This window comes from Massilia norwichensis (genome assembly GCF_024753245.1).
In the GTDB taxonomy this organism is placed as follows: domain Bacteria; phylum Pseudomonadota; class Gammaproteobacteria; order Burkholderiales; family Burkholderiaceae_D; genus Telluria; species Telluria norwichensis.
Window position 1 is genome coordinate 1 of record NZ_JANUGX010000042.1, and the last position, 20,946, is coordinate 20,946.

The following is a 20,946-nucleotide window of genomic DNA, read 5'->3' on the forward strand; positions in this document are numbered from 1 at the left end:
GTTGAACTGTAAAGCGATAGATGACGGCTCACCTCTAGAATAACCGGCTAGCGGAAGATAGGGTCACAGCGTTTATAACATGTACGCCAGACTGCCGCGTCTAAGGCTTGCTGCCCTGCAGCTAAAGCGCATACCGTCGAGCGGAAGACCTGCACTCGGCACGGTTGCAGACCTTTTCCGGCGTCCGCGACCGACCTTTTTGTTGAAAAAGTCAGGAGCCGACATTTCGCGGCAATTTTGAGATGGGGGCGGCACATTAACTGACCGATTATTGCAGCGTGATGACCGCTCTAGAAAACTGAGTTACCGATCGATCCTTGCCGCTTCGCACACGAACGGCGTTCTTCAATACTGTAAGTCAACAGCGGACGCTTGAGTAGGGGTAATAGGCCTAGAAAACTACTTTTAACCGCTTTGATACCCTACCACAAGTGTGCCGCAAGATCGCTTCCACGAAGGCTGGCGTATCGTCGAAGCATGCGAATATCCTTGTGACCGGTGATTTTCGCGATCAAAACATCCGAAAGCTTTGTCCGCTCATATAAACGGCACGTAGCCTCATGGCGTAAGTCATGAAAATGGAGATCGAGGACCCCAGCGAGCCGGAAGATCCGGGCAAACCGTATTGAAAGGTTCCTGGTCGTAACGTCGAGGGCGTGCCCATCCCGATCGCCAGACCAATAAGGAAAAATCCGGTTTTCCCTATCGGTGATTGCCTTCCGGTTGTTCCGTATGTAAGTCGAAAGATGCTGAACAATCGGCGTCGGCAGAGGTACCTGTCGGGTCGACCCGTTCTTAGTACGATCAAGGAAGATAGTACGCTTGGGCAGGTCAACCTGGGAAACGTAAAGGGTATAGCATTCACGCATCCGCATCGCACTCTGCAGCGCCAGTTCGAAGAACAGTCGCTCATCGTCGCTCTCCTGCAGGAACGCGACGATACGCGCCTCTTCGTCATCACAGACCCTCCGATCCCTCTCCTCATCCACTCGCGGGGCCTTGCCCTGCGCGGCCAACAGATCGGCGTCCGCTTCTGTATAGGTAGCAAACCCGCGTTTTAACAGGCGCAGAGGGTTCTGAGCCATAATTTCCGGATGCTTCCTTGTCATCCAGTCAAAGCACCGCGCAAGCGCGCCCTGCCGCTTACGAATCGTGCCTGGAGCGAGGTGATTGATACGCTTCATGTCTCGCACCCAGGCCTCGGCCCAGTCGTAGTTCAGCGACCCGGTGCCGATCTTCGCGACACTGGGCATGACGGTATCGAGGAGCTTTTGATCGGACAGCGGCACCGAGTTATGCCGCAGATACTCGAGAATGCAGCGTTGTACCGTCCAGATCTCTTGCTTCGGCGTTTCACGCTCGAGCAAGGCCGCCGGAACGATACCTTGAGCCAGAAGCCCCTCAAGCTGCCTGGCGTACTGCTCGGCAGCTTCTTTGGTATCGAAAGTCGCCCAGAGGTCCTTGGGCAGGAGCCTGTGGGAGATACGAAGCTGATACCCGTACGGGCGTTTAACAATAGTGGCCATGGTCCGCGCATCGTAAGTGACTGATGAGCCGGGACGTTTGATCCCGGTCGACGTATGCAAGACCATTAGACAATGTAGACGGCGATTTAGCCGTCTACAGGTGTGGTGCACCACAAATTCCGTGTGGTGTCCAAACGGACTGAACCACAAATGAAACGCTGTCCTACTGGGAGAATTTGGAGGCGAGGACGGGAGTCGAACCCGTCTAGACGGCTTTGCAGGCCGCTGCATAACCTCTTTGCTACCTCGCCGAAGAAGATCGTAACGCCCCCGACGGCGGGGGGCACTGCGTCAGCTCAAATGAAGGGCCAGCTCAGCACGCGACGCACGTGCAGCAGCGCGCGCCCCGCCACATAGGCGAGCGCAAAGCCGAAGGCCAGCAGGCAGCGCACATCGCCCAGGACGGCCAGGAACACCCCGCCGACGGTGGCAAAGGCGACCAGCACCATCAGCCACAATTCGATGCTGAAGAAAAAGGCGGCGGCTTCGCGCCAGACGCGCAGCGCCAGCGCGCCGGCTTCCTTGACGGTCTTGATATCGTGACCCATGATCAGTTCGCTATTTTTAGTGGAGCCAGAAATGCAAAATCGCCGGCAAGGCGGCGATCGGATCGGGCATTCTACCACGCAAGGCCGGCGGGTTCAGGGCGCGGCCGCTTTGCGCAACAAGGGCTTGATCAGTTCGAAGTCGATCGGCTTGGTCAGGTGGTGGTCGAAGCCGGCGTCGAAGGCTCGTTCGCGGTCCTTCTGCTGGCCCCACCCGGTGGTGGCAATCAGGGTCCGCGAGGCGCCGCCAGGCAGGTGTCGCAGCCGGCGCGCCAGTTCGTAGCCGTTCATGTCGGGCAGGCCGATGTCGAGCAGGGCCAGGGCCGGATCGGCGACGCCGACCAGCTCCAGCGCCTGCGCGCCCGAATGCGCGACCACGACCTCGCAGGCGAACAGCTCGAGCGCCATCGCCAGCGTCTCGGCGGCGTCCTGGTTGTCGTCGACCACCATCACGCGCACCGCGCGCGGCGCGGCCTGCTCCGGCGCCGCTTCGGCCGGGCACACGGCGCCCGCCGCCAGCGGCAGCGTGACGATGAAGGTGCTGCCCCGCTGCGGTCCTTCGCTCTCGGCGCGGATGCTGCCGCCATGCAGCTCGACGATGCCGCGCACCAGCGCCAGGCCGATGCCGAGTCCGCCCTTGGCCCGTTCGAGCGCCGACTCGAGCTGCGAAAACATCTCGAAGACCGTGGCCAGCGCCGGCGCGGGAATCCCGATGCCGTTGTCGCGCACCCGTATCTCGGCCAGGTCCGGATGGCAGGCCAGATGCAGCTCGATCAATCCGCCGTCCGGCGTGTACTTGGCGGCGTTGGTCAGCAGGTTGACGACGACCTGCGCCAGCCGGGTCGCATCGCCGTCGACCATGACCGGCCCGTCCTCGACGAACAGGCGCAGGCTGTGGCGCGCCGCTTTCATGGTGTCGGCCATGTCCTGCGCGGCGCTGCGCACCAGCGCCGACAGTTCGACCGGCGCGCGGCGCAGCTGCATGCGGCCCTGGGTGATGCGCGACACTTCCATCAGGTCGTCGACCAGCCGCGTCATGTGGCGCAACTGGCGGTCGAACACCTGCAGCAGCCGGCCCTCGCCGCCCTGCCCGTCCCGGCCGGCGCGCAGCTTGAAGACATCGAGCGCGCTGCGCATCGGCGCCAGCGGATTGCGCAGCTCGTGCGACAGCGTCGCCAGGAACTCGTCCTTGCGCCGGTCCGCGGCCGACAGCTGCTCGTTCAGCTTTTTCAGTTCGGTTTCGGCCGCTTCCGCCGCCTTGCGCGCGGCCAGCAGCTCGCGCTCGTAGGCGCGGCGGTCGGAGGCCTTGAACAGGGCCCAGTGGTCGACGATACGGTCGTCCTCGCGGTGCCGCACGATGTTGATCAGCATGGGCAGGCGCTCCTGCAGCCGGTTGCGGATATCGACCTGGATCTCGGCGACCGAGCCCTGCACCTGCAGGATGGGCTGGCAATGCGTGTTGAAGAACAGGCGCGCGCCCACCGGCAGCAGGTCGCGCAGGCGGATCTTGCCGACCAGCTCATCGCGGCTGTAGCCGAGCCAGTTGCAGGCGGTGCCGTTGGCGCGCAGGACCAGGCCGTCGGCCGCGGTGGTCATGAGGGCGCAGGCCGCGTGCTCGAACATCGTATCCCCATCCGGGGTGGTGTCGGCCATGGCGGCTCAGCGCAGTGCGCTCGCGAGGAAGCTGTCGATGGCGCGCGAACTTTCGGTCGGTGCGCTCATGTGCGGGCAATGGCCGACATTGTCGATGATGTGGAGGGTGCTGACCGGCAGGTGCCGGTGCAGGAATTCGCCGACCGACAACGGCGCCACCATGTCGTCGCTGCATTGCAGGATCAGCGCCGGCACGGTCGACAGCGGCACGTCCTTGCGGTGGTCGGACAGGAAGGTCGTGCGCGCGAAATGCTTGGCGATCTTGGGGTCATTGCGGCAGAAGCTGTTGGTCAGCTCGCTGCGCAGTTCGGGGCGCTCGGGCACGCCCATGATCGCGGGTGCCAGGTTGCTCGACCAGCCGAGGTAATTCGCGTCCATGGTCTCGAGCAGCTCGTCGATGTCTTCGCGCGCGAAGCCGCCGATGTAGTCGCCGTCGTTGATGTAGCACGGCGAAGGCCCGACCATGATCTGGGCGCTGAACTTGTGCGGCGCCTTGATCGTGGCGAGCATGCCGATCATGGTGCTGACCGAGTGGCCGACGAAGACCACCGGGCCGGTGGCGAATTCGTCGACGATCTCCAGCAGGTCGTCGGCGTAGCCATGCAGGCTGTCGTATTTGTCGCGCCGGTAGGCGCTCAGATCGGAGCCGCCGCTGCCGACCAGGTCGAAGGCGATGGTGCGAAAGCGCGCTTCGTAGGCTGGCGCCAGGAAGCGCCACATGGTCTGGTCGCAACCGAAGCCGTGGGCAAACACCATGGTTGCGGAACCATTGCCGGAGAGTCGCACGTTATTACGAACCTGTACCGACGACATTGTCTATTTATCCCCTTAATAAATTAACAATTGGCATTATACCCAATTGGCGCGGATCGGCACGCCCGATGTCAGACCACATGTCCGGGCGCGAAATGCTGCTCGAGGATGGCGCTGATCTGTTCGAAGTTGGCCGGCTTGACCAGGTGGCGGTCGAAGCCGGCGGCGATCACGGCGGCACGCGTGGCCTGGTCGTTCCAGCCGGTCAGCGCCAGCAGGAAGACGTCGTCGCCCGCGGGCGTGCGGCGCAAGGCCGTCGCCACTTCATAACCGCTCATGATGGGCATGCCGAGATCGAGGAAGATGACGTGCGGGCGGAAGGATTGCGCCAGCGCCAGCCCTTCCCGCGCGCTGTAGGCCGCTTCGACCGTATAGCCGAAGGCGCTCAGCAAGGCTTGCATCATGGAGGCGGCATCGGCGTTGTCGTCGATGAGGAGCACGCGTTTTTGCGCGCCGGTGTCGGGGGAAATCATAGGATGGAGCAGCCCGGAAGGCGCAATGAGGGAGCGAAGCTCAATCCTGCAGAGGCTGGGCAGGCGGGAGGTAGGGACCGCTTTTATTTCAAGCAGAGGTCGAGACTACCACAGTTAATGCTTAACCCGTGGAAATATTTTAGGCATGTCCGATCCCGGCGGCACTGTACACATGCTCGAATTCGGCCATCGGCAGGGGCGCCCCGAGCAGGAAGCCCTGCATGGAAGAGCAGCCGCCGCGCACCAGGAAGTTGCGCTGGTCCTCGTTTTCCACGCCTTCGGCCACGATCTCCAGCTTGAGCTTGCGCCCGAGGGCGATGATGGCCTCGACGATCGGTGCCGAACCCGGCTGCGTGCCAACCTCGCGCACGAAGGAGCGGTCGATCTTCAACGCCGCCAGCGGAAAGCGGTTCAGGTAGGCCAGCGAGGAATAGCCGGTGCCGAAATCGTCGAGCGAGAAATAGATGCCCTGGGCGCGGATCTCGTGCATGCGCTGGGTGATCTCCTCCATGTTTTCGGCAAACACGCTCTCGGTCAGCTCGAGGCAGAGCCGCTCGGCGGGCGCGGCAGTATCGTCGAGGATGCCGGCGACCATCCCGGAAAAATCGGGATCGCGCATCTGGTGGATGCTGACGTTGACGGCCAGCTTGAGGCGCGCGAGGGTCGGATCGCGGTGCCAGCGTGCGAGCGCCCGGCAACTCTCCTTCAGCACATGCTCGCCGAGCGGCAGGATCAGGCCCGACTCTTCGGCAAACGCGATGAAATGGGCCGGGCTGACCAGCTCGCCGTCACGCTGCCAGCGCAGCAACACCTCGGCCCCGACCAGGCGGCCGCGGCAATCGAACTGGGGCTGGCAGAACAGCTGGAACTGGCCGAGCGCCAGGCCTTCGCGCATCGCGGCTTCCAGGCTGGCGCGGCGGCTGGCCGCATCCTGCATGCTGGGATCGAAGAAACGCGCCAGGTTACGGCCGTCGGCCTTGGCGCGGTACATCGCCAGATCCGCCTGTTTCAGCAGCGCTTCGACACTGGCGCCGCTGCCGTCGAACAAGGTGATGCCGACACTGGCCGAGCTCTTGAACAGCACCGAGCCCAGCTGAAAAGGCTGGCCCAGCGCGGCCAGGATCTTCGCCACCGTCCGGTCGGCCTCGGCCGCTGCGGCGCGCGGCGTCGCGCCCAGGTCTTCCAGCACCACGACGAACTCGTCGCCGCCCAGCCGGGCCAGCTGGTCGCTTTCGCGCACCGTCGCGCGCAGCCGCTGCGCCGCCTGTTGCAGCAGCATGTCGCCGAGGTCGTGCCCCATGGTGTCGTTGAGCAGCTTGAAGTTGTCGAGATCGAGGTAGGCCAGTGCACTGAAGTGTTTGGAGCGGCGGCCGCGCGCCAGCACATGCTCGAGCTCCTCGAGCAGGAAGCGGCGGTTGGGCAGGCCGGTCAGGTGGTCGAAGTAGGCCAGCTCGTAGATGCGGCGCTCGGTGCGCTTCTGCTCCGTCAGGTCGGTATTCACGCCCGAGATGCGCAGCGCCTTGCCGGCCTCGTCGCGCAGGACGTAGCCGCGCGACAGCACCGGTACGTAATGCCCGTCGCGGTGGCGCAGCCGGAACTCGAGGCTGTAGGCATCGCGCCGGCTGGCCCTCAGCTCCATCACATAGGCGGCGATCATCGGGTCGTCGTCCGGGTGCAGCAGGCGTCGCCAGGCGTCGCTGTCGGCCATGCCCTCCCCGCTCTGGTAGCCCAGCATGTTCCACCAGCGTTCCGAGTAATACACCTCGCCGCTGACCAGGTCCCAGTCCCAGGGGGCGTCGGTGGAGCCCTTGAGCACGAGCCGCAGCCGCTCGTCGGACTTTTCCAAGGACAGTTGGGTTTGCTTCAGGGCGGTGCAATCGGTAAAGCAGACCACCACCTGTTGCAGCTTGCCGGCCTCGTCGAACTCCGGGTAGGCATTGCACAGGACCCAGGACGTCGCGCCCTCGACGACGACACCGACCACCAGGCCGCACAGCTTTTGCCCGGTTCGCAGAACGATGGCCACAGGGTTTTCTTCGTGCGGCATGGCCGAGCCATCCGAACGCAGCAGCACCAGCGTGGCGTCGCTGGCCTGCTGGGCGCGCACCTGTTCTTCGCTCAGGCCCAGCAGCTCGAAGGCAAGACGGTTGGCCGAAACGATATGGCCGTCCGCCGCATGCACCACGACGCCCGCCGGCAGGTAGTCGAGCAACGCGTCAGGGTGGCGAAGCAGATCGGCAGGCGAAGTGGGCAGCATGGGTCAGTGGCCGGCACGGCCTCCAGTCGATGATGGGCGCATACTAACAGTATCACGTTCCGGCAAGCGCGCGCCCGTCTCTTCGACAATTGTCTAAAATGCATGTATTCACATTGCAGGGGGAGCGATGCCATGCGCATCTCGGCGCGCCAGGGTGGTCACACGCTGCTGGAACTCACTGCCGTGCTCACGATCATCGGCACGCTGTCGGCTTTTGCCTTGCCGCGCTATACCGACACGATGCGCAGTGCGCGCGTTGCCAAGATGGAAGCCGCGCGCCGCGCCGTGAACGAATCGGCGCAGATCTACCACATGAAATGGACGCTGGCCGGTTCGCCGGCCAGGGAAACGGTGCTCGACAAGGTGCGGATGAACGCCGCCGGCTATCCGACCAGTGCCGGCATCCTGGTCGCCGCCGGGCTGGCGGATCACTACGATACCCGGGTGGCCGGCGTCATCGCCGTCGATGCGCAGCACCCGGCATGCAGCCTGGTGTATGTGCCCGAGAGCGGCACCAGCGTGGTCAACTATATCGATGGCGCGGGCTGCTGAGCAGCAAGGCTAAGCCTGGCCGCCGTGCGCCGCCAGGATGTCCTGGATGTGTTCGATCGATGCCGGCTTGGTCAGATGCTTGTCGAAGCCGCACTCCACGACCCGGTTGCGCGTCTTAGCGTCGTTCCAGCCGGTCAGGGCCGCGATGAAGGTCCGCTCCAGCCCGGCAATCAGGCGCAGCTGCGGCGCGACCTCGAAGCCGCTCATGCCCGGCATACCGAGGTCGAGAAAGACGATTTCCGGATGAAAGGTTTCTGCCAGCTGCAGTCCGCTGGGGCCGTTGTTGGCGACCTGCGAGACATGGCCCAGGGCACTGACGAACATGGCGAGCAAATGCGCGGCGTCCTCATTGTCGTCGATGATGAGTACGCGAATTCCTGAAGCCATAGCCGTGAGCGTCCTGCCGGCAAAGGTAAACTAATTTAACGTTTACTTCACATTAGGCGCCGCCGGCGACCCGAAAGTCAACCGGACCTGCATTTACTTACAATTTGGTGTTGGCGCCCCTCAACTAGGCCGATGCTGCCAGCCTCTGCATGCGGGGCTGGACGATAAAGGTCATGGTAAAACCGATCACCAGGCCAAATGGCAACGCCTTGACGAAGGTGTTCGCCCACATCAGCGGCCAACCGGATGCCAGGCCGTACTGGGCCATCGTGACAGCGAATGCGATCAAGGCTTCCATCATGACGGCGACGCATACCGCGACCGCGCTGCGCTGCACGACGGCCGGGCAGTCGCCCACCACGCCACGGACGCCCTTCGCTACCAGAGGGATGAATCGCAGTGCGAGGAGAATGATCACGAAAGCCACGACGAAGGCTTTTGCCCAGTGCTGGACGAACGCGCCCTTGAAGCCGTAGTTAATTGCGGTCATGACCAGGCTGAGAATCAAAGCGATGCTCAGCTGTATGCTCAGTTTCGCCATCAGCAGTTTTCTACGGGTCTGTTTTTCCATTGCTCATCCTTTCGTCAAACCCGCCATTCTATCTACATGGTTGATAGTATCAACCAGATGCTTGGATGAATGAAGGGCTCGCGATTGCGGATGCGGCGAAGGCGCGCGGACAGCGCCCGGCGCGACTGCCAGGTCTAGCCGGTCACGCCGACGATCACGCTGGACGCCTTGAACATCGCCGTGGCGTCCCGGCCCTCGGCAAGTTCGAGCGCCTGCGCGCTCTCGTTGGTGATGATGGCGGCCACGGTGCCGCCGCCCGCCAGATCGAGCACCACCTCGGTGTTGACCGCGCCCGGCGTCAGGCGCGCGACCCTGCCCTGCAGGCGGTTGCGGGCCGAGAAGCGCGCGCCCTCGGCCTGCGTGACCAGGATGATCGAGGACGACTTGATCAGGGCGAAGGCTTGCCGGCCGACCTCCAGGCCCAGGCTCTCGGTGCTTTCGTGGGTCACGATGGCGACCAGCCGGTGGCCGCCGGCGATGTCGAGTTCGACCTCGTCGTTGACGGCGCCCGTCTTGACGCCGGCGACGGTGCCGAAGAACTGGTTGCGTGCGCTGGTCTTCATGTTCAGCCTGCCGATCAGGTGCAGGTCGTCGGCGATGCCGGCCGCCTGGCGGTTGAGTTGTTGGACGAAATCGTGGTGGATCCGGTCGAGCAGGCGGAAGTTCTTCACCAACTGCTCGCCGCGCGGGGTCAGACGCGTGCCGCCGCCGCCCTTGCCGCCCGCCTGGCGCTCGACCAGGGCTTCGCCGGCCAGGTTGTTCATGGCGTCGATCGCATCCCAGGCCGCTTTGTAGCTCATCTTGACGGCCTTGGCGGCCTGGGTGATCGAGCCGGTTGCGGCGATCCCGGCCAGCAGATCGATCCGGCCGGGCCCGCCGAATTTCTCGCCGCCCACCGTCATCCACACCATGCCCTGCAATTCGATCTGTTTTTCCATTTGTCCATGATAGCACTGGCGCTATATACTTGATGATATAACGACTTTGGGAGCAGCATCGATGCAGCGTATTTCCGGCCTGCTGGCCACGATGATCATGATGTCGGGCGGGAGTGCCCAGGCCGGCGAGGTGCAGGTTGCCGTCGCCGCCAACTTCACCGCGCCGATGCAGCAAATCGCCGAGGCCTTCGCCCAGGACACCGGGCACAAGGCGGTGCTGGCCTTTGGCGCCACCGGCAAGTTCTACGCGCAGATCGCCAACGGCGCCCCGTTCGAGGTGCTGCTCGCAGCCGACGACGACACCCCTGCCCGGCTGGAAGCGGAAAAGCAGGCCGTGCCGGGCACCCGCTTCACCTACGCAACCGGCAAGCTGGTGCTGTGGTCGGCCCGGGAAGGCTATGTCGACAGCCAGGGCAAGGTGCTGCGGAAGGGCGGCTTCGCGCGCCTCGCGATCGCCAATCCGAAGACCGCGCCGTATGGCGCCGCGGCCGTCGAAACCCTGACCAGGCTGCAATTGTACGGGCGCCTTCAGCCGAAGCTGGTCCAGGGCGAGAACATCGCGCAGGCGCACCAGTTCGTCAGCACCGGCAACGCCGAACTCGGCTTCGTCGCCCTGTCGCAGGTGTCGCGCGACGGCAAGTTCACCTCGGGTTCGGGCTGGATCGTGCCCGCCTCCCTGCACAGCCCGATCCGCCAGGATGCCGTCATCCTGGGCAAGGGCGCGGCCAATCCGGCAGCGAAAGCGCTGGCCGACTACCTGAAATCCACCAAGGCCAAGGGCATCATCCGCGCCTACGGCTACGACGTCTGAGCGGATGGACGCCGCCGATCTCGCCGCCGTCTGGCTGACGCTCAAGCTCGCCACCGTGGTCACGCTGCTGCTGCTGGCGCTCGGCACGCCGGTGGCCTGGTGGCTGGCACGCACCCGTTCGCGCCTGAAAAGCGCGGTGATGGCGGTGGTGGCGCTGCCGCTGGTGTTGCCGCCGACCGTCATCGGCTTCTACCTGCTGCTGGCGATGGGGCCGAACGGCTGGCTCGGCAAGCTCACCACGGCGCTCGGCATCGGCCTGCTGCCCTTCACTTTTGCCGGCCTGGTGATCGCCTCGGTGCTGTATTCGATGCCCTTCGTGGTGCAGCCGCTGCAGAACGCCTTCGCGGCGATCGGCGAGCGCCCGCTGGAGGCGGCGGCGACGCTGCGCGCCAGTCCCTGGGACACCTTCTGGTCGGTGGCGGTGCCGCTGGCGCGGCCCGGCTTCCTGAGCGCCGCGGTGCTGGGCTTCGCCCATACGGTGGGCGAATTCGGCGTCGTGCTGATGATCGGCGGGAACATCCCGGCGCAGACGCGCGTGGTCTCGGTGCAGATCTACGACCACGTCGAAGCGCTCGAATACGCGCAGGCGCACTGGCTGGCGGCCGCCATGCTGGCGTTCAGCTTCGTGGTCCTGCTGGTCATGTACACCCTCAATCCGCAAGCGCTGAAGGGAGGCCGCTGATGGAAGCGCACGACGCCGGCATCCGCGCCCGCCTGCGCCTGCAGCGCGACGGCTTCGCGCTCGAAGTCGACCTGGCCCTGCCCGGACACGGCATCAGTGCGCTGTTCGGTCCCTCGGGCTCGGGCAAGACCACCTGCCTGCGCGCCATCGCCGGCCTGGAGCGCGTGCCCGGGGCGTATGTCGCGGTCGGCGGCGAGGTCTGGCAGGACGATGCGGCCGGCATCTTCGTGCCGGTGCACCGGCGCGCGCTCGGCTACGTGTTCCAGGAAGCCAGCCTGTTCGCCCACCTGGACGTGCGCGCCAACCTGGCCTTCGGACGCCAACGCGTGCCGCCTGGCGAGCGCCGCTTCGAACTGGAAGCGGTGGCCGCGCTGCTCGGCATCGACCACCTGCTCGAACGGCGTCCGGACCGCCTGTCGGGCGGCGAGCGCCAGCGCGTGGCGATCGCGCGCGCCCTGCTCACCTCGCCGCGCCTTTTGCTGATGGACGAGCCGCTGGCCGCGCTCGACCACCGCCGCAAGCAGGAAATCCTGCCCTACCTGGAGCGCCTGCACGACGAACTGTCGATGCCCATCCTCTACGTCAGCCATTCGCCGGACGAAGTGGCGCGCCTGGCCGACCACCTGGTGCTGCTGGACGCCGGCCGCGTGGTCGCCAGCGGCCCGCTCGGCGAGACGCTGGCGCGCGCCGACCTGCCGCCCACCTTTGCCGACGATGCCGGCGTGGTGCTCGACACCGTCCTCGAAGGCCATGCGGAGGACGGCCTGTCGCGCCTGGCCTTCGCCGACGGCGTGCTGCATGTCGGCCGGCGCGAAGAGGCGATCGGCAGCCGCCTGCGCTGCCGCATCCACGCGCGCGACGTCAGCCTGGCGCTCTCGCGGCCGCTGGACAGCAGCATCGTCAACCTGCTGCCGGCCGTGGTGACGGCCACCGTCGGCACCGACCGGCCGGGCCACGTGCTGGTGCAGCTGCGCATGGGCGGGACGCCGCTGCTGGCGCGCATCACCGAGCGCTCGCGCCGCGAGCTGGACATCGCGCCCGGACGCGCGCTGTGGGTGCAGATCAAGGGAGTGGCGCTGCTGCGCTAGGCGCGCCTCAGTCGTTCAGCCGTTCAGTCGCTCAGTCATTCAGTCGCTCAGTCATTCAGGCCGAGCGCTTCCCAGCCCTGCGGCGTCAGTTTGACGTACAGCTTTTCCTGCTGGTTGTGCTCGCCGTCGACGGTGCGCCCGAGGATGGGGAAGGCTTCCTTGACCTCCGGCTTCCTGGCCCAGCCGGCCACGTTGGACAGCTTGTAGGTGTAGATCACGGAAGACTGTTCCTGGCCGTCCACCTTGGCCGGGTCCGCCCAGCGCACCACCTTCTCCAGGGATTTGCGGCCCCAGCAGAGTCGCGGCTGCCGTCCTGATTCGGTGCGCAGCCAGGGCTGCGCGGCGTCGCTCATGCTGTAGCGCCTGACCCTGGTGCCGCTATCGGGCAAGGTCATGTCCTCGCCCTTGGCCAGGCCGGCCGCTTCCAGCGCCGCCATCTGGCCGGCGACGCCGTCAGGGTAGAGCTTGCGCTGGCGCAGGTCGGTCTCGTACACGTCGACCGGCCATGTCAGCGGCTCCAGACACATCTCGCCCTTCTTGTCGAGATACTGGGTGACGGTCGCGCCGAAGTTCTTTTCGTTGGCGGAGGTCTTGCTGTTGCAGGCCGACAGCGCGGCGGCGAGGCTCACCCCGAGGGCGAGGCAGATGGCGGTTTTGGTCATCGGCATGGTCTTGGTCATGGTGATGTCATTGTACCAAGGCTCGGAGCGCTTGCGCGGCCGCGTGTGCCAGCCAAAGGACCCGCTACCAAGGAACCGAAGCGCAGCCGACAAAGGCGATGACGTCCCTGCGCCTGTGTGGCATCATCTTCGCACCAGAGCGCTGCGACACGATACGCACGCCAGAATAAAGGAGACAACATGCGTTTCAACCGCCTTGACCTCAACCTGCTCGTCGCGCTGGACGCGCTGCTGAGCGAGAAAAGCATCACCCGGGCATCGCGCCGCCTGAACCTGAGCCAGTCGGCCACCAGCGGCGTCCTGGCGCGCCTGCGCGATTATTTCAAGGACGATCTCCTGATGCCGGTGGGCCGCAACCTGATCCTCACGCCGCTGGCCGTCAGCCTGATCGAACCGGTACGCGACGTGCTGCTGCAGATCCAGCGCACCATCGAGATCAAGCCGGAGTTCGATCCGGCCACCGCGGTGCGCGAATTCCGCATCGTCGCTTCCGACTTCGTCTCGACCGTCCTGCTGGGTGAACTCGGCCGTCGCATCGCGATGGAAGCGCCCGGCATCTCGCTCGACATATCGCTGTCCTCCTCGACCTTCAGCGAACGGCTAGAGCGCGGCGAGGTGGAGTTGATTATCCTGCCCGGGAAGTACATGTCGGAGTCGAAGCCGACCGAAATGCTGTTCGAGGAAACCTATACCTGCATCGTCTGGACCGGCAACGAGCTGGTCGGCGACACGCTGACGCTGGAAAACTACATGGCACTCGGCCATGTGTCGTCGCGTTTCGGCACCGCCCAGACCAGCTTCGAGGAGCACTTCCTGAAGGATAACGGCTACGACCGCCGCATCGAGGTGTCGACGCCGAACTTCACCAGCCTGCCGCATTTCGTGATCGGCACCAACCGCATCGCCACCATGCACACGCGACTGGCGCGCATGCTGGCCTGCTACTACCCGATCCGCCTGATCGAACCGCCGATCGCCTTCCCCAAGATCGAGATGTGCATGCAGTGGAACCCCTTCCTGGAAAACGATCCGTCGCACCAGTGGCTGCGCAGGATGCTGGCCGAAGTCGCGCGCGCCGAGCCGGGCGGCCAGGACCTGGCGGCGGCGGGCGCGCCGGCGGGCGGCGCCCAGGTGCATGCCCTGGCGCCGGTACGCAAGTCGGCCTGAGGCCGGCCGGCGTCAGGCCTGCGCGCCGGCGGCGGCCGGCACCACGCGCTGCTCGATCGCGCCGAACGGCGCCGCCCCGTCCGCACTGCGGGCGCACATGCGGACCCGGTCGCCGAAGCGCATGAATTCGGTGACCGGTGCGCCCTTTTCCAGGATCTCGATCACGCGCCGCTCGGTGATGCAGGCCGAGCCGCGCTCGCCGCCGGCATTCGAGACCGTGCCGCTGCCGACGATGGTGCCGGCACTCAGCTTGCGCGTGCGCGCCGCATGCGCAATCAGTTCGCCGAAGCTGTAGTGCATCTCGCCGCCGTGCGGGCGGCCGAAGCGTTCTTCGTTCCAGGTCACTTCCAATGCGAGCTGCACGCGGCCGTCGCGCCAGTCCTCGCCCAGTTCGTCCGGGGTCAGCGCGACCGGCGCGAAGCTGGTCGAGGGCTTGGCCTGCAGGAAGCCGAAACCGCTGCGCGCCTCGCGTCCGGCCAGAGCCCGCAGGCTCCAGTCGTTCAGCTGGACCAGCAGGCGGATCGCGCGCCCGGCCAGTTCGGGCGTGGCGCCCATCGGCACCGGTCCGGTCACCACCCCGAATTCGCCCTCGAAGTCGATTCCGAGCGCCTCGTCCGGCATCGGCACCGGCTCGCAGGGACCGAGGAAATCGTCCGCGGCGCCCTGGTACATCACCGGGATGGTGTCGAAGTCCGGAATCGGCGGCGTATTGAAGGCGCGCGCCATCAGATGGCCGTGGTTGAGGAAGGCGGAGCCGTCGCACCACTGGAAGCTGCGCGGCAGCGGCGCCATGCAGCGCGCCGGGTCGAACGCCTCGGCGCCGGGGAGGTCCGCAGCGGCGTCAAGCGCCTCGGACAGCCGCTGCAGTCCCGGCAGCGCGTCGTCCCAGTGCTGAAGCGCATGCAGCAGGTTGGGCGCGACGTTGCCGGCGTCGACCGCGCGCGTGAGGTCGCGCGAGACGACCATCAGCCGGCCGTCGGGCTGGCCGTTGCGATAAGTGGCAAGCTTCATGACGCCCTCCTCATTTGCGCGGCAGCGCCAGCAGCGCATCGTCGACGATCGCCACCGCGCGGGTCCAGCCGGCCGAGCCGCGCCGCACCTTGTGCGGGAAGCAGCTGATGAAGAAGCCGTGGCCCGGCAGGGCTTCCAGGTTGTGCAGCTTTTCGAGGTGGCAGTAGCCGATGTCGCGTCCGGCCTTGTGGCCTTCCCAGATCAGGGATTTGTCGCCGGTCTCGGCGATCTTCTGGGCGGTGTACGAGAACGGCGCATCCCAGCTCCAGGCGTCAGTGCCGGTCAGGCGCACGCCGCGTTCGAGCAGGTACATGGTGGCTTCGTAGCCCATGCCGCAGCCGGCCGAGACATAGTCGTTGTTGCCGTAGCGGCTGCCGGCGCGGGTGTTGACGAGCACGATGTCGAGCGGCTGCAAGTCGTGGCCGATGCGCTTGAGCTCCGCCTCGACGTCCTGGGCGGTGGCGACGTAGCCGTCCGGGAAGTGGCGGAAGTCGAGCTTGACGCCCGGCTGGAAGCACCATTCGAGAGGTACCTCGTCGATCGTGATCGAGGCCTTTTTCTCGCCGGTTTTCGCGTCCATGGTCGAGTGGAAGTGCCAGGGCGCGTCGAGGTGGGTGCCGCTGTGGGTGGTCAGCGTCACCCATTCGGCGGCGGCGGCTTCGCCGTCCGGGTAGTCGGCGGCGGTGGTGCCGGGGATCATGTCGATGAAGCCCTGCAGCGTCTCGTCGTGCTTCTGGTAGGTGATCTTCGGCGCCAGCGGCGGCGGGTCGGACAGCACCTCGTTTTCGAGGAAGATCGAGAGGTCGATGAATTGGCGGGTCATGGGGATTCCTTAAATTGGGCCGGCGAGCGCCATCATGGTCTCGCGCATGATTTTTCCGTGTTCTTCCTTGTCGCCGCCGGCGATCTCGATCTCGCCCAGGCGGCCCGAGTTCTCGACCACCATGCGGCAGCGCTCCCAGCGCCGCGCCTGGTAGCGCGCCAGCGCCTCGGCGATGGCGCCGCCCTTGCCCACCTCTTCGGCCAGCACGATCGCATCCTCGATGCCGATGCAGGCGCCGGCCGCCATGTGGGGCGTGGTCGCATGGATGGTGTCGCCGATCAGCACCACCCGGCCCTGGTACCAGGGGCGCGGCATCAGCAGGCTTTCGAGCGGCCGGTAGACGATCTGCGAACCGGCGTCGAGCTGCTGCGCCACCTGCTGCATCAGCGGCGCCGGGAAGCGCGCCAGCAGGCCCTTGAGCATGGGCAGGAACTCGGCCGGCGGGATGTGGGTGTTGTGCGGACGGTCCTCGGTCACGAACAGGTACATCTGCTCGCGCGACACCGGGTTCAGGCCGGTCTTGACCTTGTCGCCCACCCACATCATGGCGCCCGTCACCTCCGGCGGACGTGGCAGCACCGCACGCCACACGCCCTGGCCCGTGTAGCGCGGCCTGGGCGCGTCCGGGAACAGGGTTTCGCGCACAGTCGAGTACAGCCCGTCGGCGCCAACCACCAGGCCATAGCGCCCGCGGCTGCCGTCGCTGAAGCTGACGTCGACGCCGTGCTCGTCCTGCTCGATGTGGGTGAAGGTGCAGCCCAGGCGCACCGTTGCGCCGGCGGCGCGGGTGGCCTCGGCCAGGATCGCGGCCAGCACCGGACGCATGATGCCGCCGTTGCCCGGCACGTCCGGCCCGGCCAGGCGCGGGGTCGGCAGCGTGGCGACCTTCATGCCGGTCGGGATGCAGATGTCGACGTCGTCGGTTGCCGCGCCGCGCTCGATGAAGGCCTCGAGCACGCCCAGGCGCCGCAGCGCGCGCAAGGTGGCGCCGCCGAGGCTGATGCCGGCGCCGTAGGAGCGCCAGCCGGGGTCGATCTCGACCAGGTCGACTTCGAGGCCCTGGCGGCGCAGCTCGATCGCCGCGGCCATGCCGGAGAACCCTCCGCCAATGATGAGTACTTTGTCAGCCATGCTTGTCATGTTCCCTGTCTCCTCCGCTTTCCCGCTGCATGAAAATTTCTTGTTCTGTCGTGATGGTGATGGCGACGCGCTGCAGCGACTGGCCCAGACAGGGCCCCAGCGTGCAGACGCCGCTTTCGATATCGAATTGGGCACCGTGGGCGGCGCACACGATGCGGCTGCGGTCGGCGTTCAGGTAGGCGTCCTTGCGCCAGGCCATCGGCGTGCCGCCGTGGTGCGGGCAGGCGTCGCGCCAGCCGTACACCGCGCCCCCGTGCCGCACCAGCAGCACCGTGTCGCGCCCCTCGCGCCAGGGGTCGAAGCCGCGCGACTGCCCCTCGGCCAGCTCGCCGGCGCGGCACAAGAAGGCCGCTTCCCCGGCGCTGTCCCGGTCCTTGTCAGTGGCGCTCACCGGCCCCTCCCGCGCCCGGCGGCGGTCCACCCGGAGCCCATTTGTCGCGCCGCTCGAACAGGAACAGTTGCGAGGCGTCGGCGTTCATCGGCACCGCGCGCGCGGTCCAGCTGGCGTCGTGGGTGTCCATGTCGGCGTCGTACTCGACGTGGCAACCGAGCGGGCTGTTGAAATACCAGAACCAGTTCGAGCCCATCTTGTGGCGGCCCGGGCCCCAGAACGACTGGTAGCCCTTGTTCGCGAAACGGGTCCCGGCCAGCATCACTTCGGTCGGGCCGCCCATGTGGAAGGCGAAGTGCTCGCAGCCTTTCATGAAGGGCGGGGTCTGGATCATGAACAGCGCGTGATGGTCGGCGCTGCCGGCCGGCCGCAGGAAGGGCCCGGCGCCGAGCAGGCGGTCGGTGACCGTAAAGCCCAGGCGCGCGTAGAAAGCCTCTGCCCTGGCGGTGTCGGGCACAAAGTAGACCACGTGCGACAGCGTGCGCGGGCGCGCCGGCGCGTCCTCGTCGACGCCGGCCACGTTGACCGGCCGTCCGCCCGAGGCGCCGGGTGCGTTGACCGCTTCGGCCGGCATGGCGAGCGGACGGCGTACGCTCACCTGGAAGCCCAGCACGAAGCCCATGTCGTCGATGGCTTCGATACCGCCGCCGTCCACCCACCTGACTTCGCGGTCGCGTCCCAGTTCTTCGGCGATCGCGCCCAGCGCGGCGGCGTCCGCCACCCCGTACACGGTCTTGCGCAGCATGCTGGAAGTGCCCATGGCCGGCGGCAGCGCCGGGTCGTCCTTGTGCGCGATCACGATGGCGGTGCCGTCCAGCGCCTCGAAGCGCCCGCCGCGCGCATCGGCGCCAAACGGCGTCAGGCCGTAGTCGATCAGGTATTGCGCGCAGGCGGCGACGTCGTCGACGCCGAACACGAGAGCGTCTGGTCCAATGATGTTCATGCGATGTCCTTGATGATTGAGATTGATACGCTTCAGGCCTGGCCGGCAGCGGGTGCCTGCCAGTCCTCGGGCCGCAGGCGCTGGCCCAGCAGGCGTTCGGCATTGCGCCAGGCGATGCCCTCGCGCTCTTCCTGCGACAGGCCGGGCGCCGCCTCGAGCAGTGCGGCCAGCGCGTACTGGCCCATGTCGAAGGGGTAGTCGGTACCGGTCACGACCTGCCCGACGCCGACTTCCGCGATCAGGTGGCGCAGGGCCTCCGGCTCGTACACCAGGTTGTCGAACCAGATCTGGCGCAGGTATTCGCCCGGCGCTCTGGCGCAGCCGCGGGTATCGGTGCGCGCCCGGTGAGCGTGATTCGAACGTCCGATGTAGGAAGGCAGGTAGCCGCCGCCGTGCGCCGCCAGGATCTTCACGCCCGGGTAGCGGTCCAGCACGCCGCCGAAGATCAGGTGCGACAGCGCGATCGTGGTCTCCAGCGGCTGGCCGATCACGTTCGACAGGTAGTAGCGGTCCAGGCGCGCGCCGAGGGTGGTGCCGAAGGGGTGGATGAACACGATGCAGCCCAGCTCTTCGACCTTGGCCCAGAAGGATTCGAACATCGGGTCCGCCAGCTCCTTCCCGGCGATCATGGTCGAGATCTCGACGCCGCGCAGGCCCAGCTTGCGCACCGCGTGCTCCAGCTGCTCGATGGCGAGCGCCGGATGCTGCAGGGCCAGCGTGCCGAGGCCCAGGAAGCGCGCCGGATGCGTGGCGCACAGTTCGGCCATGCCCTCGTTCTGGATGCGCACCACCTCGGCCGCCAGGTCCGGCTCGGCCCAGTAGTAGTGCTGGGTCGAGGTCGGGCTCACCAGCTGCATGTCGACGCCGATCGCGTCCATGTCGGCCAGGCGCTGCGCCAGATTGGTCAGTTTCGGGCCGGCCTGCGGCAGCATCACCTTGTTGTTGTAGTCCACGGTGGCCGCGCCCAGCGCGTGCAGCATCATCTCGGGCTCGGCAAGCTTTTGCGGCAGGCCCGCGACCAGCTTTTCGACTGCCGGGAACAGCGCGTGGCAGTGCAAATCGACGGTGAAGGTCCGGCTCCTGGCGCGCGCCGGGTCCGGTACCCGGGCCGGGGCGTCGGCGCCGCAATCGGGTGGGCATTGCGGCGTACATTGGTGAAACAGCATGGGGGTCTCCTGGTCTTGAATCCGGTCGATTCTACCGAGCGGATTGCGGCCGCTGGCATGGCTTTTTCGGATCGAAGCTATCGGCCGGACCGATGGATCGCGCCCCTTCCAGCTATCGGTTTTGCCGACGCATGGCGTCGGAATTCCGCATTCGTCAAGGGCCCGGCGCCTCCCTATACTGGCAGCGCCGCCGGCATGTCCGGGCGCCTCATCATCATCGACAAAGGAAGATTTTTCATGACAGACACCCCCATCCAGGCCGGCTTCAAGCTCGGCACTTTTTCGGCCGCCGGCTCCCGGCCCTTCGCGGGACTCGTGCGCGGCGAACGGGTCATCGCCCTGCATACCCTGCAGCGCCTGGCCGACGCGCGCGGCCTGGTCCTGAACGGCAGCGAATCGGTGTTCGCCCTGCTGCAGAACTGGGACGCGAATTTCGCCGCCCTGTCCGAGGTGCTGGCGCTGGCCGAGCAAGAGCAAGCGCTGCACTGGGCGCCGGTGTCGACCCTGAAGGTGCATGCGCCGGTCGACCTGCCGCGCCAGATCTTCTGCACCGGCGCCAACTACTTCAAGCACGTGGTCGACATGATCGTCAGCATGGGGCCCGGCGTCCATCCGGGCACCGAGACGATGACGACCGAAGAACTGCGCGCCCACGCCGAGGCGATGATGCACGAGCGCGCCAAGACCGGCGCGCCCTACATCTTCAGCAAGATCCCATCCGCCATCACCGGCCCCTACGATCCGGTGATCCTGCCGGCCATCGCCAGCCAGCCCGACTGGGAGCTGGAGCTGGCGGTGGTGATCGGCAAGGCCGCGCGCAATGTGCGCCGCGAGGACGCCGCGCGCTACATCGCCGGCTACACGATCGCCAACGACATCACCAGCCGCGACCTGATCTGGTGCAAGGAGCCGAAGGCCATGGGTACCGATTGGATCTCGAGCAAGAATTCGCCGACCTTCCTGCCGCTCGGCCCCTACCTGGTGCCGGCGGCTTTCGTGGCCGATCCGGCGCAGCTGCAGATCGTCCTCAAGCTCAACGGCGAGGTGATGCAGAACGAAAGCACCTCGGACATGATCTTCGACATCGCGCGCCAGATCGAATACATCTCCAGCCGCGTGCAACTGTGGCCGGGCGACGTGATCTGCACCGGCTCCCCGGCCGGCAACGGCATCCATTACAAGCGCTACCTGCGCGACGGCGACGTGATAGAAGCGTCGATCACCGGCCTGGGCGAACAGCGCAATCCCTGCATCGCCGAGAACCGCAGCCGCTGATTCCAGCACCGATACAACAACGCCCGGCCGGCGCGGATGCGCGGGCCGGGCGCC

Annotated in this window: 22 protein-coding genes and 1 tRNA gene; 6 read left to right on the plus strand and 17 right to left on the minus strand. The window is 66.3% G+C overall.

Annotation, left to right across the window (positions count from 1 at the left end; all coding sequences use genetic code 11):
• Positions 1 to 422: 422 nt before the first annotated feature.
• From NX782_RS24590 to NX782_RS24620, 7 genes are all read right to left on the minus strand, one after another.
• Positions 423 to 1,526, minus strand: a complete 1,104-nt coding sequence (locus tag NX782_RS24590; RefSeq protein ID WP_258848134.1) for a site-specific integrase — start codon at positions 1,524 to 1,526, stop codon at positions 423 to 425.
• 177 nt (positions 1,527 to 1,703) lie between these two features.
• Positions 1,704 to 1,777 (minus strand) — tRNA-Cys (locus NX782_RS24595).
• Between the two features lie 45 nt (positions 1,778 to 1,822).
• Positions 1,823 to 2,074 (minus strand): hypothetical protein, encoded by a 252-nt coding sequence (locus NX782_RS24600; protein ID WP_258848135.1) that lies wholly within the window; start codon positions 2,072 to 2,074, stop codon positions 1,823 to 1,825.
• A gap of 93 nt (positions 2,075 to 2,167) precedes the next feature.
• Complete coding sequence (locus NX782_RS24605; RefSeq protein WP_258848136.1) at positions 2,168 to 3,724, minus strand: hybrid sensor histidine kinase/response regulator; 1,557 nt, start codon at positions 3,722 to 3,724, stop codon at positions 2,168 to 2,170.
• 6 nt (positions 3,725 to 3,730) lie between these two features.
• On the minus strand, positions 3,731 to 4,480 hold the full coding sequence (locus NX782_RS24610; RefSeq protein WP_258848137.1) for an alpha/beta fold hydrolase: 750 nt from the start codon (positions 4,478 to 4,480) through the stop codon (positions 3,731 to 3,733).
• A 128-nt stretch (positions 4,481 to 4,608) separates the two neighbouring features.
• Entirely contained in the window at positions 4,609 to 4,977 is a 369-nt protein-coding gene (locus tag NX782_RS24615) for a response regulator (protein WP_258848138.1), read from the minus strand.
• A 172-nt stretch (positions 4,978 to 5,149) separates the two neighbouring features.
• Positions 5,150 to 7,267: a putative bifunctional diguanylate cyclase/phosphodiesterase gene (locus tag NX782_RS24620; protein WP_258848139.1), complete on the minus strand. Its 2,118-nt coding sequence runs from the start codon at positions 7,265 to 7,267 to the stop codon at positions 5,150 to 5,152.
• Between the two features lie 132 nt (positions 7,268 to 7,399).
• Here NX782_RS24620 and NX782_RS24625 point away from each other — a divergent pair, with 132 nt between their 5' ends.
• Positions 7,400 to 7,819 (plus strand): type II secretion system protein, encoded by a 420-nt coding sequence (locus NX782_RS24625; protein ID WP_258848140.1) that lies wholly within the window; start codon positions 7,400 to 7,402, stop codon positions 7,817 to 7,819.
• Positions 7,820 to 7,828: 9 nt separating this feature from the next.
• Here the strand turns inward: NX782_RS24625 and NX782_RS24630 are convergent, their stop codons facing one another.
• The 3 genes from NX782_RS24630 to NX782_RS24640 form a co-directional block, all read right to left on the minus strand.
• Positions 7,829 to 8,206 carry a response regulator gene (locus NX782_RS24630; protein WP_258848141.1) on the minus strand — a complete coding sequence of 126 codons (378 nt, stop codon included), beginning with the start codon at positions 8,204 to 8,206 and terminating at the stop codon, positions 7,829 to 7,831.
• Between the two features lie 124 nt (positions 8,207 to 8,330).
• Positions 8,331 to 8,777 (minus strand): DUF2798 domain-containing protein, encoded by a 447-nt coding sequence (locus NX782_RS24635; protein WP_258848142.1) that lies wholly within the window; start codon positions 8,775 to 8,777, stop codon positions 8,331 to 8,333.
• Positions 8,778 to 8,911: 134 nt separating this feature from the next.
• A complete protein-coding gene (locus tag NX782_RS24640; protein WP_258848143.1) occupies positions 8,912 to 9,715 on the minus strand; it encodes a TOBE domain-containing protein in 804 nt (267 codons plus the stop codon).
• Between the two features lie 61 nt (positions 9,716 to 9,776).
• On the opposite strand from NX782_RS24640, the gene modA reads away from it, so the two are divergent.
• The 3 genes from modA to modC are packed head-to-tail and all read left to right on the plus strand — an operon-like array spanning position 9,777 to position 12,296.
• On the plus strand, positions 9,777 to 10,526 hold the full coding sequence (gene modA / locus NX782_RS24645; protein WP_258848144.1) for a molybdate ABC transporter substrate-binding protein: 750 nt from the start codon (positions 9,777 to 9,779) through the stop codon (positions 10,524 to 10,526).
• A gap of 4 nt (positions 10,527 to 10,530) precedes the next feature.
• Positions 10,531 to 11,208: a molybdate ABC transporter permease subunit gene (gene modB, locus NX782_RS24650; protein ID WP_258848145.1), complete on the plus strand. Its 678-nt coding sequence runs from the start codon at positions 10,531 to 10,533 to the stop codon at positions 11,206 to 11,208.
• Positions 11,208 to 12,296 (plus strand): molybdenum ABC transporter ATP-binding protein, encoded by a 1,089-nt coding sequence (modC, locus tag NX782_RS24655; RefSeq protein ID WP_258848146.1) that lies wholly within the window; start codon positions 11,208 to 11,210, stop codon positions 12,294 to 12,296. Before modB ends, modC begins: the two co-directional genes overlap by 1 nt.
• A 47-nt stretch (positions 12,297 to 12,343) precedes the next feature.
• Here the strand turns inward: modC and NX782_RS24660 are convergent, their stop codons facing one another.
• Positions 12,344 to 12,976 (minus strand): SEN1982 family lipoprotein, encoded by a 633-nt coding sequence (locus NX782_RS24660; RefSeq protein WP_258848147.1) that lies wholly within the window; start codon positions 12,974 to 12,976, stop codon positions 12,344 to 12,346.
• 180 nt (positions 12,977 to 13,156) lie between these two features.
• Here NX782_RS24660 and NX782_RS24665 point away from each other — a divergent pair, with 180 nt between their 5' ends.
• Positions 13,157 to 14,143: a LysR family transcriptional regulator gene (locus NX782_RS24665; RefSeq protein WP_258848148.1), complete on the plus strand. Its 987-nt coding sequence runs from the start codon at positions 13,157 to 13,159 to the stop codon at positions 14,141 to 14,143.
• Between the two features lie 12 nt (positions 14,144 to 14,155).
• Here NX782_RS24665 and NX782_RS24670 read toward each other — a convergent pair whose 3' ends face one another.
• The 6 genes from NX782_RS24670 to NX782_RS24695 are packed head-to-tail and all read right to left on the minus strand — an operon-like array spanning position 14,156 to position 19,617.
• Positions 14,156 to 15,154 carry a fumarylacetoacetate hydrolase family protein gene (locus tag NX782_RS24670; protein WP_258848149.1) on the minus strand — a complete coding sequence of 333 codons (999 nt, stop codon included), beginning with the start codon at positions 15,152 to 15,154 and terminating at the stop codon, positions 14,156 to 14,158.
• A gap of 10 nt (positions 15,155 to 15,164) precedes the next feature.
• Positions 15,165 to 15,977: a cyclase family protein gene (locus NX782_RS24675; protein WP_308633116.1), complete on the minus strand. Its 813-nt coding sequence runs from the start codon at positions 15,975 to 15,977 to the stop codon at positions 15,165 to 15,167.
• Positions 15,978 to 15,986: 9 nt separating this feature from the next.
• A complete protein-coding gene (locus tag NX782_RS24680; RefSeq protein ID WP_258848150.1) occupies positions 15,987 to 17,117 on the minus strand; it encodes an FAD-dependent oxidoreductase in 1,131 nt (376 codons plus the stop codon).
• A complete protein-coding gene (locus NX782_RS24685; RefSeq protein ID WP_370661837.1) occupies positions 17,101 to 17,508 on the minus strand; it encodes a Rieske (2Fe-2S) protein in 408 nt (135 codons plus the stop codon). Before NX782_RS24685 ends, NX782_RS24680 begins: the two co-directional genes overlap by 17 nt.
• Complete coding sequence (locus NX782_RS24690; RefSeq protein WP_258848151.1) at positions 17,495 to 18,451, minus strand: VOC family protein; 957 nt, start codon at positions 18,449 to 18,451, stop codon at positions 17,495 to 17,497. Before NX782_RS24690 ends, NX782_RS24685 begins: the two co-directional genes overlap by 14 nt.
• Positions 18,452 to 18,483: 32 nt before the next feature.
• Positions 18,484 to 19,617 carry an amidohydrolase family protein gene (locus tag NX782_RS24695; protein ID WP_258848152.1) on the minus strand — a complete coding sequence of 378 codons (1,134 nt, stop codon included), beginning with the start codon at positions 19,615 to 19,617 and terminating at the stop codon, positions 18,484 to 18,486.
• Positions 19,618 to 19,854: 237 nt separating this feature from the next.
• Here NX782_RS24695 and NX782_RS24700 point away from each other — a divergent pair, with 237 nt between their 5' ends.
• On the plus strand, positions 19,855 to 20,892 hold the full coding sequence (locus NX782_RS24700) for a fumarylacetoacetate hydrolase family protein (protein WP_258848153.1): 1,038 nt from the start codon (positions 19,855 to 19,857) through the stop codon (positions 20,890 to 20,892).
• Positions 20,893 to 20,946: the final 54 nt, after the last annotated feature.